Annotated in this window: 10 protein-coding genes; 4 read left to right on the forward strand and 6 right to left on the reverse strand. The window is 50.6% G+C overall.

Going from position 1 to position 11581, the window contains the following annotated elements; translation table 11 throughout:
• Positions 1-14: 14 nt before the first annotated feature.
• From OES20_12310 to OES20_12325, 4 genes are read right to left on the reverse strand one after another with little or no spacing between them, the layout of a single operon-like run.
• On the reverse strand, positions 15-2246 hold the full coding sequence (locus OES20_12310) for an adenylate/guanylate cyclase domain-containing protein (protein ID MDH3635471.1): 2232 nt from the start codon (positions 2244-2246) through the stop codon (positions 15-17).
• 43 nt (positions 2247-2289) lie between these two features.
• Complete coding sequence (locus tag OES20_12315; GenBank protein ID MDH3635472.1) at positions 2290-3012, reverse strand: FHA domain-containing protein; 723 nt, start codon at positions 3010-3012, stop codon at positions 2290-2292.
• Between the two features lie 45 nt (positions 3013-3057).
• Complete coding sequence (locus tag OES20_12320) at positions 3058-3885, reverse strand: Stp1/IreP family PP2C-type Ser/Thr phosphatase (GenBank protein ID MDH3635473.1); 828 nt, start codon at positions 3883-3885, stop codon at positions 3058-3060.
• A gap of 7 nt (positions 3886-3892) precedes the next feature.
• Positions 3893-4192: a protein kinase gene (locus OES20_12325; protein MDH3635474.1), complete on the reverse strand. Its 300-nt coding sequence runs from the start codon at positions 4190-4192 to the stop codon at positions 3893-3895.
• Positions 4193-4848: 656 nt separating this feature from the next.
• On the opposite strand from OES20_12325, the gene OES20_12330 reads away from it, so the two are divergent.
• Positions 4849-6453 carry a GAF domain-containing protein gene (locus OES20_12330; GenBank protein MDH3635475.1) on the forward strand — a complete coding sequence of 535 codons (1605 nt, stop codon included), beginning with the start codon at positions 4849-4851 and terminating at the stop codon, positions 6451-6453.
• 8 nt (positions 6454-6461) lie between these two features.
• On the opposite strand, the gene OES20_12335 is transcribed toward OES20_12330, so the two are convergent.
• Both OES20_12335 and OES20_12340 read right to left on the reverse strand, forming a co-directional pair.
• Positions 6462-7523, reverse strand: a complete 1062-nt coding sequence (locus OES20_12335; GenBank protein ID MDH3635476.1) for a cyclic nucleotide-binding domain-containing protein — start codon at positions 7521-7523, stop codon at positions 6462-6464.
• Positions 7524-7640: 117 nt separating this feature from the next.
• The gene (locus OES20_12340; GenBank protein ID MDH3635477.1) at positions 7641-9431 is read right to left on the reverse strand and encodes a LysM peptidoglycan-binding domain-containing protein; all 1791 of its coding nucleotides are present in this window, start codon (positions 9429-9431) and stop codon (positions 7641-7643) included.
• A 101-nt stretch (positions 9432-9532) separates the two neighbouring features.
• On the opposite strand from OES20_12340, the gene OES20_12345 reads away from it, so the two are divergent.
• The 3 genes from OES20_12345 to dnaQ are packed head-to-tail and all read left to right on the forward strand — an operon-like array spanning position 9533 to position 11442.
• Positions 9533-10297, forward strand: a complete 765-nt coding sequence (locus OES20_12345; protein ID MDH3635478.1) for a class I SAM-dependent methyltransferase — start codon at positions 9533-9535, stop codon at positions 10295-10297.
• A 6-nt stretch (positions 10298-10303) separates the two neighbouring features.
• A complete protein-coding gene (gene rnhA, locus OES20_12350) occupies positions 10304-10747 on the forward strand; it encodes a ribonuclease HI (protein ID MDH3635479.1) in 444 nt (147 codons plus the stop codon).
• Entirely contained in the window at positions 10744-11442 is a 699-nt protein-coding gene (gene dnaQ, locus OES20_12355) for a DNA polymerase III subunit epsilon (protein ID MDH3635480.1), read from the forward strand. Before rnhA ends, dnaQ begins: the two co-directional genes overlap by 4 nt.
• Positions 11443-11581 lie beyond the last annotated feature (139 nt).

Here is an 11581-nt window from a genome sequence, read left to right on the forward strand (position 1 = left end):
AAGACAGGCAGGTGTTACTTGGAGGTGTGTGTAAATACGCCATCCCAGTCGCTCCCGGGTGGCTCACGGCGGTAGAATTTGATTCGATCAAGATAAACCTGGTAGAGCAATCGCTCGGGACTCACCTGCCTGAGGTTGAGGAAGTCCGCTTCTGCCTTATCCCAGGACTGGGCGCGGAAGTGCCGTAACGCCTGCTTGTAGGCGTTGAGTTCGGAGACGACCGATTCTTCCAGATCATTGCGGTGGCCGATTGGCTCGAAAATAGCGACCGGTTCATTCTTGCCTTTAACCCGGACCAGATCGAGTTCGCGAAATACATAATCGGGGATTTCGTTCTTGGTAGTTTCGCTGACGATAATGTTGGTGCCGTAGTTCTTGGTTAAGCCTTCGAGTCGGGATCCAAGATTTACCGCGTCACCGAGCACTGTGTAGGCCATGCGAAACTCGGACCCCATATTGCCGACATTCATATTCCCGGTGTTCAAGCCGATGCCGATATTGACATCGGGCCAGCCGTGTTGCTTGAAATCCGCCTGCATTATCTTTAGCTCGTCCATCATTTCCATGGCAGCGTAGAGTGCGTGCCGGGCATGTTCCGGGTCGGCGAGTGGCGCACCCCAGAATGACATAATTGCATCGCCCATGTACTTGTCAATGGTGCCCCGGTTCTTGTGAATGACGCGAGTCATGGGCGTCAGCAACGCGTTCATCAGCTGTGTCAATTGCTTTGGATCCATGCCCTCCGAAATCGATGTGAAACCGCGCACGTCAGAGAACAGGACCGTCATTTCCCGGTTTTCACCTTCCAGCGAATACTGTTCCGGAGATTTGCTCATCTCGTCAACCAGTTCGGGCGGGATATAGTGACCGAACAGGTTGGCTAACTGGCGTTTGCCGCGGGATTCGATGAAGAAACCATAGGTCATGTGGAACATGAATATCAGTACGATCAGCAACAGGGGGCTGGCCAGGGGCAGGATCAGATTGCTGTTCCAGGCAACTAAAGTGCCCGTCGTTACCAGTCCGGCCAGACCCAGCGCGCCAGCGGCAGCAAGCAGTGGGGAAACCAGGGGCAGTAGCAATGCCATGCTCAGCGCGATAACGACCAGGAGCACAAATTCGTAACCCACGGTCCAGGCCGGTTTATGCTTGATCCGGTTGTCGAGGATGCCGGATATAATGTTGGCGTGGACTTCCACACCAGGGTAGATATTCTGAACCGGAGTGGAGCGCAAATCGAGAAGGCCGGGTGCCGAGGTGCCAACCATCACAATTTTGCCCTCTAATTGGGCCTTGTCCGCTTCCCCGTTGAGTATTTTATATGCGGGTATATAGGGAAAACTGCCTTGCGGACCACGATAAGGCACGAACACCGAGCCGCTGGCATCTACGGGTATTCGAAAATTGCTCACGATGAGGGATTCGAGGGCGTAGTATTCGCTATCACCCTGCGTTCCACCGGTCTCTACCACCAAATCGATATCGCTGGCAGCAAGATGCGCCTGGGTCGTGGCCAGGGCGAGAGACGCAAACAGGTCCCCGTCATAAGTCTGTATCAACGGTACGCGACGAAAAACGCCATCGGCATCGACAAAAGGATTATCGAAATATCCCCCGGATTTAGCCGAGGCCTGCAGTATTCCAAGATTGCCACCGTAACCGGCTGCCTCATTGATGGGCAGGCGTTCGCTCCATTGAGCATCCATTTTTGTCAACGCGGGTGGCAGTAATCCGGTGATGCCAGATTCACCTTCCTGCAATTTAGCCTTAAAGTAATACCCCAGAACAACGTTTTTGCCGATAAGGCTTTGGGCAAAAATATCGTCAAGCATCAGGTCAGGACGAATCCTTTCCAGTTCGTTGAGGTATTCGGAATTATTCTTCAGGGTGGTGCGAGCCAGTTGTTCAAATTGTTCCAGTCCCGAGCTCTGGTCTTTCTCGGCAAACACGATGTCAAAGCCGACAGTATCGGCCTGGTAAAGCCCAAACAGGTTTTCGACGATGGTAGACAACTGGTCACGGCCCCAGGGCCAGCGACCGACCCTGGCTAACGAGTTTTCATCGATATCGACGATGACGACACGGTCGTCAATCGTGTCAGGACGGGTGAAATTGAGTCGCGCATCGTAGGTCCAGTTCTCCAGCTGTTCGATGAATGGGTACTTATAGAGCCCGGAAGTGTCAATTAGCAATACGCACAAAATTAGTGCGTTAAGCACTAATCGTATAATGCGCTGGAGTTGCATAGCTTGCTCCCGAAACCAGGCTCGGCCGAGCAGCCGCGAGGATTTACTTCAGGTAAAATTCCATTTTCACGCCGGCGACTTCGATAATATCGTGGCTTTTAAGCTCGTGGGCATTGGACCCGATAGGTGAACCACCGACTTTGGGTACGCTGTTATTGGGACCACCGTCAACATGAATTAAAAAGAAACCCTGAGGACGTCGGGTAATTGCGGCTACCTGAACACCAGGCTGGCCGATTGTGGTTAACGCCTTGGTGAGTATCAATTCCTTACCCGCATTGGCGCCACTTAGGAGTTGCAGGCAGGCTTCCCTGTTTGCCATCGGTGAAGCTGCGGTCGCTGCAGCCTCGGAGGCAATCGCGGCAGATATTTTCTGCACCGATTTATCGATTTCCTTGCCACCGGCTTCCTCGGGCATACCCGCTTCGCCGGGACGAATAATCATGGTTTGTTCAAAATCCTGTTCGCCGCTGCCCGAGGCGTTCTGATAGGTTATCTGGTACTTACCCAGCGTAATATTGTCCCCGTTTTCGAGGGCGTGCTTTTTTACCAACTTGCCATTGACATAGGTTCCGTTGGTACTGCCGAGGTCTTCCAGAAACGAATCTTCGAGTATGGTAATGACCTGGGCATGCCTGCCACTGACCGACAGGTTATCGATCTGAATATCATTCCCAGGCTTGCGGCCAATCGTTGTAGTTTCATTGACCAATTCGTACTCGGTTTTTTCGCCCGTGCTTGAAGTCGTGATCAGTTTTGCGACCATTTTATTATCCAGCCTCTTGAGTGTGTTCCTACTGGGTGTAATCCGTTAATCATCGAACCAGGCAACAATTTTTTTAAACCAGCCAATTCTAGACGAAAAATCATCATCAATTCGGCACAACATAACCGAGATATTGTCCTTTCCGCCATTCTGGTTTGCCTTTGTAATCAATTGCTTGGCAGCTTCTTCTAGATTAGCACTAAATTCCTTAATAGTGTAGTCTATATCTTCATCTTCAACCAGATCGGTTAATCCATCTGAACATAGCAAATATATGTCATTTTTCAGGACTATATCTTCCTGAATGTCCGGCATGACGACCGGATCGATACCCAAAGCACGCGTAACCAGGTTTTTATTCATCGAATTACGGGCCTCTTCGGGTGTATAAAAACCCCGATCAATGAGTTCCTGCAGCAAAGAGTGATCTTTTGTTATTTGTTCGAACTTGTTCGCGCGCAGTCGATAACATCGCGAATCGCCAATGTGCGCAAGCGAGAATGAATTGTTGTAAAACTGCAACACCACGATCGTGGTGCCCATACCCTTGTGTTCCGGATTTGCTTCGGCCGTATTATAAACCCGTTCGTTGGCAGCGATTACCGCATCCTGAATGCAAATGGATTCCAGTGAGAATCCGCTCTCCGCATCAACCTCTCCGGGTGAAATTGCGGGCAAGTTCTGCTGTAGCTCATGGATGATGGTATCGACGGTCATACTGGCCGCGATCTCGCCGCCACGATGCCCCCCCATTCCGTCGGCAAGCACCACTGTTCCCAGCACGCTGTCGTAACCAATTGCATCCTCATTCTTGTTACGCACGATTCCAGTATCCGAAATCCCCATGATAGTGATTTTATCTTGCAGATTCATCGAGCTGTCAGGACCACGGTTTCAGGTAAATTTTAAGAGCGCTGGAAAAATCAGCGCCGCCCTGGAAACGCTGCTCGACATTTTTCATCAGCGCCTTATTGATAACAGTAGCGAGGGCTTCGGCAATATCGGCGCGGTCATATCTGATGGCCGCTGCTTCTTCATTGCTGATTTTAAACATTAAACTTGCCATAGAATCTGCTTTTAATGGTAATGAACCCGATAACATCCGCCAAAGCATTACGCCGAGCGAAAACAGGTCCGAATGACCGTCAAACTTTATCCCCGCGAGTTGCTCAGGTGACATATTAAGACGGGATGCCGGGGACAATGCCGATTTTCGTTTTACTCGAATCTGTAATGAGGGCTATGCCAAAATCCGTAATATTAACAGTGTCTGAGTCGGGCTCATACAAAATATTTACCGGTTTGATATCATGGTGGACGCCGTTTTGCTTATGTGCAAAATTGAGGCCCTCGGGCACGCGTGCAACAAGGCAGATCACGGTGCGCATAGCGAGTAAATTGTCGGTGTTTCGAGGCCTTGAAAAAGCGCAAAACTCGAAACAAGAACGACCATGATCGTGATTTGGAGCCCAGCAAACCAGTCACTACCCCGGTAACGGGATTTCATACCGTCTTCATAGTTTCTTTATTTTGAATAACCCCGTCGTTTTTATGGGTCGGTGCAGGGCATGCGATTGAATAAAGCCCGAATCCAAATTGGATAATATGTAAAATTTTTACCATTACCCCGAACTGGTAAACAACTCGTAACCACCCTGGTGTCCAGCGGCAACGTAATGTCAAATAACTATAAGGTCGTAAGCTTCTATTTACCAGTACATAGCCTAAAAACCTGTTTGATTCGGCAAATTTGAAATGTCATGTGATTGACCTAGAATAACTTTAGATCAATGCGAAAAACATCCAGTCGCCCCGAATGAACCCGGTACCCGGTTTATGTCTGAACTGCTCGAGAGAATCGAACGTCTCAATGAAATTGGGATAGCGCTATCCGCTGAGACCGATACTCCAAAACTGTTGGAACTGATCATGATGGGAGCAAAGTCGCTGACGCATGCAGATGGCGGCTCGCTTTATACTCTGCACGATGGAAAACTCAGTTTTGAGATTATTTCCAACGACTCGCTCGATATCCAGATGGGCGGAACTTCCTCGAATCCAATTACCTTTCCTGCCATTCCGCTGCTGGTGAACGGGGAGGAGAACCACCGTAACGTCGTCACCCATTGTGTCCTGACTGGAAAGACCATAAATATCGAGGATGCCTATAACGAAGATGGTTTCGATTTTACCGGCACACGTGAATTTGATCGCACCACGGGTTATCGCACCCGGTCGATGCTGACCTTTCCGCTCAAGAATCACGAACAGGAGATTATCGGCGTCTTGCAGTTAATCAATGCCCGGGACGAAGATACCAACGAAGTGATCGTTTTCAATGCCATCGATCAGCAACTGGCCGAATCACTGGCTTCACAGGCCGCGGTAGCTTTGACCCAGCAACGTTTAATCTCCGAGCTTCAGGTTCTATTCGAATCTTTTATCAGAATGATTGCTTCTGCGATTGACGATAAATCGCCCTATACCGGGGGGCATTGCCGCAGAATACCTGTCTTGACGATGATGCTTGCCGAGGCTGCCCACAGTACAGATAGTGGGCCCATGAAAAATTTTCGCATCACCGACAAGGACCGCTACGAACTTGAAACAGCAGCCTGGTTGCATGACTGTGGCAAGGTAGTAACACCCGAGTATGTCATGGACAAAGCCACCAAACTCGAAACAATCCATGATCGCATTCACGAGGTAGCGACGCGTTTTGAAGTACTGAGGCGGGATGCCGAGATCGAGTTTTTACAGAGGTGCCTGCAGGGCGATGGATCACAACAGGCAAGGGATGCGCTCGAAATGGAATATCAGCAAAGTTGTCGTCAGCTCGAGGGAGACCTGGCGTTCCTGCGCAGGGCGAATATTGGTGGAGAATTTATGAGCGAGGACGATGTTGCGCGGGTATGTCAACTGGCGCGACTAGAGTGGACCGATGCGGGTGGCGTGTCCCGATCATTGTTGAGTGAAGACGAGGTCATGAACCTGAGTATCGAGCGCGGAACACTCAACCAGGACGAACGTGAAGTCGTTAACAATCATATTGTCGCGACGATAAAAATGCTGGAGTCATTGCCTTTTCCGAAGAATCTGCAGAATGTCCCGGAGTATGCCGGCGGCCATCACGAAAAGATGGATGGCTCAGGGTATCCGCGCGGCTTGAAACGTAACGAAATGTCAGTGCAGGCCCGTATCATGGCGGTTGCCGATATATTTGAAGCGCTGACCGCAAGGGATCGCCCCTACAAGAAAGGTAAGAAACTCTCCGAGTGTTTAAAGATCATGGGCTTTATGAAAAAGGAGAATCATATCGATCCCGATATATTCGACGTTTTTATCAAGAACCGGGTTTACCTGGACTATGCCGAAGAATTTCTGGACCCTGAACAGATCGACAGGATCGATGAGAGTATGATTCCAGGATATTTGGATTGACGCCCGGATCAGGTGCTTTGAAGATCACCGGATTCGGCGCTATCGATCCCGTCTTTCAATACGTAAGACTCGATATCTTTTTCATTGAGCAGAAATGATGCAGCCGAACTGCGACGACCCGTATCGCAATAAATCACATACTTTTTATTCGTATCGAGCGAGTTGGCTTTCATGCGCAGGAATATAAGAGGAATATTAATACTGTTCTTGATGTGATTGGCTTTGTGTTCTGTCGGTAAGCGAACATCAAACCAGACCGCACCTGCTTCAACCAGCTTTTTGCCCTCGGCGTAATCAACCCAGTTAAGTAAAGGTTCGTTAAGCAGGGAATTGAAATCTTCCTTGTTGAGGCGCATCAAGTGGCCTTCGGTGAGCATCGTAATCGTTGCATTACGCTTGCTATCGGAAATCAACGCTTCCTCGCCAAAACTGTCACCAACGGACAGGGTGGCGAGTTTTACTCCGTTCGGATTCGCGGGCGTTGCGCGCGTAACGAGGCACCGCCCCTCCTTGATGATGTAAAAGTAATCACCCTCTGCATCTTGTTCGATCACTTTTTCACCGGGCTTGAAGCTGACTGACTCCATGCGCATGAACATCGCCTGGATATTGGCCGGGGGAATTCGGTGAAACGCGCGGGTTTGCAAAATACGCGTCATCCAGTCGGTTTCGTCATCCTCATCATCAACCCCAACCCCTTCGACGGTATAACTACCGGTCTGGTCCCAGGTGAGCATTATATCGAGCATATCGCTATTGATCTTGGTGATGATTGCAGCCGATTTCACGCGTGCCGCAAGCGGTCTGGGAAAACCATGAGCCAGTGGCTGCTTGCCGTCCGGTGATCCTGCCTTGACAACCTTGACAACTTTTTTATCATCTACGAGCTCGACTTCGCCTTTCAGTACGTAGGCATGGAACTTGTCCGTATCGCCCTTTTTGAAAATATAGTGCCCGGGCTGTATCGTGACAGCGGATATTTTCTTGATTAATTCTTGAGCATTTTCAGGATTCAGAGAATTGATCGGGGAGAGAGCTTTTATTTGTTTTGGATCAATTTCAAGGCTCATGACAGTTTCGAGAATCCATTGCGAGTGGCATAAAGTAGCGACTATTTTGGCGTGTGGTACCGGATAAAGCAACTCTTGAGACCAAAATATCGAAGCCGGGTCACAGAGTTCAGACTGTTAGCTTGACTGGCTGGTTATGTCGACGTAGAGCTTAAGTTTCTGACCGGGATGCAGGTACTTACCAACCCGGTTCCAGCGTTTAATATCGGCCACCCGGATGTTGAAGCGATTCGCGATCAGGTACAGCGAGTCTCCCTTTCTAACGGTGTAGCGCAACCTGTGCAGCGCATTACTGGGTCGGGTTTGATTGATACTGACCGATTGCGGAAGATCGGATCGGGTCCATACCACGAGTTTCTGACCGACGCTGAGCGTATCGATTGGCGCGATACCGTTCCACCTGGCCAGTGCCCTGGTGTTGACGTTATAGTCTCTCGAAATACTCCACAGGCTCTGGCCTCGCCGCACAATGTGAATTCGCTTCTGACCTGAGCGGTTGGTATTTTGGATGGCGGCTTTACGCGAACTTTCGCTTAGCCCGTAAGTGTTCAACGATTTAGTCGCGGTAGGAACCATCAGGTGCTTACCGGCACGGATCTGGTTGCCGCGAATGTTGTTAACCTTTTTGATGAGCCCAACCGTAGTGCGATACTTCTTCGAAATGTGACTCAGGGTTTCACCGTTCTTGATTTTGTGACGCACCCAGTTGATGCGTTCGCTGGGTGGAACCTTTGCAACACCCAGTTTGAATTGCTCTGCCTTATCGCGTGGCAACAGCAGCCGGTGTGGACCGTTGGGCGCGGTAGCCCAGCGGTTAAATGCCGGATTCAGTTGATACAGCTGGTTAACCGTAATGCCGGCGAGATCGGCGGCCAGTGCCAGGTCTATCTGGCCGTCCAGTTCGACGACTTCGTAACTGACCTCGTTACCCACCGGAATCAGATTGAGCTGATATTTTTCTGGATGGGTAAATAGTTCCCTGAGGGCAAACAACTTCGGAACATAGGCCCGTGTTTCATTACGGATTTTAGTTAAATGCCAGAAATCAGTTTTACGCTTTCGCTTCTTGTTATAACGCACCGCACTGCGAATTCTCCCTGGACCAGCGTTATAGGCCGCGAGCGCCAGCTCCCAGTCTCCGTCAAACTCCTGTGCCAGGCTGTCGAGGTAAGAAATCGCCGCATGGGTTGATTCAATAATGTCGCGACGGCCGTCGTACCACCAGTTTTGTTTGAGACCCAGGAAACGACCCGTCGACGGGATGATTTGCCACATACCGGAAGCACGCCCGTGTGAATATGCAAAAGCCTGGTAGGCGGATTCCACGATGGGTAACAGCGCCAGCTCGCTGGGCAGGTTACGTTTTTCGAGCTCATCGAGTACGAAGGGTAGAATCGGGCGTGCTCTCTCCATTACGCGCTGCAGGTAGCCCGGATGTTCGAGATACCATTTCAGTTGAGCTTTCACCCGCGCGTTATTCACTGGATTCAACTGCATACCTTGTTGTAAGCGATACCAGGCGTTGTTTTTCTGGTGTGTCTCCAGCAACGTAGCCTCGATGGCCGCTACCGCCTCAGACTCGGCTCGCAGCTGGTCATCTGCTGTCTTCTGTGACATCGCCAACTCAGCCTGTTCCACCTGTACTTCGATTTCGAGATCCAGCGGCAGGTAGTCCTGTTTGTGTATAGTGGAATAGGTGACGCTATTCGCACCAGTCACGCGGTATGCACTCGCTTTGTAGTTTGCAAGTGTGGTTATCGCTTCGGTGTGAGATGCTTCGAAGTCGGTAGTTTCAATGCCTGCGACGGGGGTTGTAACGGCAGTTGCTGTTGTATTCTCAAGCGAATTACCCAAACCGAAGCTGGCGCAACCCGCCAGCAGCAGCGCGATCAATGGCGCAAACGGCATTATCCGGTCCCGATCCACAGGCTTTTGCTCGATAAACATTAGTAAGGTATAGGCTAAGAGACTAGAATATTCAATTGTACATCCGGATTTATATCTTTCAAATGAGATTTTGGCGACAAACGACAAAAAACAAGGGAATGGCCAGTATTGACGATTGGTATTTGAGCGAAACCGGGCAATACCTGTTGAATGAACTTAGCGAAAAGATCAGCCCGATTCTGGCGACAACCTTCGGTTATTACTCGTTGCAGATCGGATGCACAGGATCGGCAGCGCAAATACAGGAAAGTTGTCGTGTAAAACATCTATTCACGCTGGATGATCAGGGCTCGGAGGGCGAAATCCGGGCGACGCCTTCTATGTTGCCGATTGCGACCGATAGCGTCGATCTGGTGATACTGATGCATCACCTGTCCAATACCGGTGAACCTCACGCGGTTCTGCGCGAGGCCTTTCGCATATTAATACCGGAAGGCAAGCTGGTGATCATCGACTTCAATCCGGTGTCGCTATGGGGGTTACGCCATTTCCTGCAGGGCTGGTTGGAGTATGTTCCGTTCAATGGTCATTACTACACTGCAAAACGGATCGACGACTGGATGCGTCTGCTGGGTTTCGATCAACTCGATCACCACCGGATCGGATATCTACCGCCAATTCAAAAAACATCGGTCACGCGTCATTTGACCTGGCTGGAGAAAGGTACGCGAAAATGGTTGCCGCTACTGGGTGCGCTTAACCTGCTTGTTTACAGCAAGAGCATCTCGCCGTTGACCCCGGTACGTCATCGCTGGGTAGCCCGCAAGTTACTGCAGGGCAAGGTACCGCGTCCAAGCGTCGGGCGCGGCATGAAGTATGACCGTTAGGCCGCTATGAGTGCCAGGGTCGTAATCCATACCGACGGGGCCTGCCGAGGTAATCCGGGGCCCGGGGGTTGGGGGGTTGTGTTGCGCTACAATGGAAATCTCAAAAAACTTAAGGGTTATGATCCCGAGACAACCAACAATCGCATGGAATTGACAGCGGTGATCGAGGGACTCAAGGCGCTGACGCGTTCTTGCGATATCGAGTTGCATACCGATTCGAAATACGTGATGCAGGGCATCACCGAGTGGCTGAACAACTGGAAGCGCAACGGATGGAAAACGGCAGCCAGGAAGTCGGTAAAGAATATTGATCTCTGGCAACAGCTGGACGAAGAAGTCGTGCGTCACAAGATCGACTGGAACTGGGTCAAAGGCCATTCCGGTGTCGAGGATAACGAGATGGCTGATCAGCTCGCAAATGCAGCAATAGATGCAAAGATAACAGTATGAGACAAATAGTACTGGATACCGAAACGACCGGGCTCGAGGTTAGCCAGGGTCACCGGATCATCGAAATAGGATGCATTGAGCTGGTAAACCGGCGCGTTACCGGAAACCACTGGCATTATTACATCAATCCCGAGCGCGAAATCGATAACGGCGCCTTCGAGGTACATGGAATAAGCAACGAGTTTCTGCAGGACAAGCACCGGTTCGCAGAGCTTGCCGAGGAGTTTCGCGATTATGTGGCCGGTGCCGAGCTGGTTATTCACAATGCTCCATTTGACATCGGTTTTCTAGACAACGAGTTATCGCTGCTCGACCCGCCATTGGCGGTGCTGGAGGAAAGTTGCAGTATTCTCGATACCCTCCTGTTGGCGCGTCAAAAACATCCGGGCCAGAAGAACAATCTCGATGCCCTGTGCAAGCGTTATGGCATCGACAATAGCAACCGCAGTCTGCATGGTGCCTTGCTCGATGCGCGTATTCTTGCCGATGTGTACCTCGCAATGACCGGTGGCCAAACCAGCCTCGGACTGGAAGCGGAGCAGGGCATCGATACGGATTCCGAGCAGATCGAAATAAATCGCATTGAATCCGGCCAGCCGCTACCAATATGGCAGGTTGACGAGGCAGCTCTGCGGGCCAATCGTGAATACATCGAATTTCTCGCCACCCAGCACGACGATCCCGCCTGGAAGTAACACCGCAACCGTCATCCCGATAAGTATCCAGTACTGCCCCACAGGATTTATTAACGATATCCTTAGCCACACACCCAGGGTATGAAGCCTTCTCGGGATAGACTTCAAATTGGAAAATCTAGCCTCGATATTTGGAGCT

It is taken from the genome of Gammaproteobacteria bacterium (genome assembly GCA_029862005.1).
In the GTDB taxonomy this organism is placed as follows: domain Bacteria; phylum Pseudomonadota; class Gammaproteobacteria.

Bases quoted from the DNA above. Each gene is read 5' to 3' on its own strand.
- OES20_12310 (MDH3635471.1), bottom strand. From the start codon at position 2,246: ATGCAACTCCAGCGCATTATACGATTAGTGCTTAACGCACTAATTTTG.
- OES20_12315 (MDH3635472.1), bottom strand. From the start codon at position 3,012: ATGGTCGCAAAACTGATCACGACTTCAAGCACGGGCGAAAAAACCGAG.
- OES20_12320 (MDH3635473.1), bottom strand. From the start codon at position 3,885: ATGAATCTGCAAGATAAAATCACTATCATGGGGATTTCGGATACTGGA.
- OES20_12325 (MDH3635474.1), bottom strand. From the start codon at position 4,192: ATGTCACCTGAGCAACTCGCGGGGATAAAGTTTGACGGTCATTCGGAC.
- OES20_12330 (MDH3635475.1), top strand. From the start codon at position 4,849: ATGTCTGAACTGCTCGAGAGAATCGAACGTCTCAATGAAATTGGGATA.
- OES20_12335 (MDH3635476.1), bottom strand. From the start codon at position 7,523: ATGAGCCTTGAAATTGATCCAAAACAAATAAAAGCTCTCTCCCCGATC.
- OES20_12340 (MDH3635477.1), bottom strand. From the start codon at position 9,431: ATGCCGTTTGCGCCATTGATCGCGCTGCTGCTGGCGGGTTGCGCCAGC.
- OES20_12345 (MDH3635478.1), top strand. From the start codon at position 9,533: ATGAGATTTTGGCGACAAACGACAAAAAACAAGGGAATGGCCAGTATT.
- rnhA (MDH3635479.1), top strand. From the start codon at position 10,304: ATGAGTGCCAGGGTCGTAATCCATACCGACGGGGCCTGCCGAGGTAAT.
- dnaQ (MDH3635480.1), top strand. From the start codon at position 10,744: ATGAGACAAATAGTACTGGATACCGAAACGACCGGGCTCGAGGTTAGC.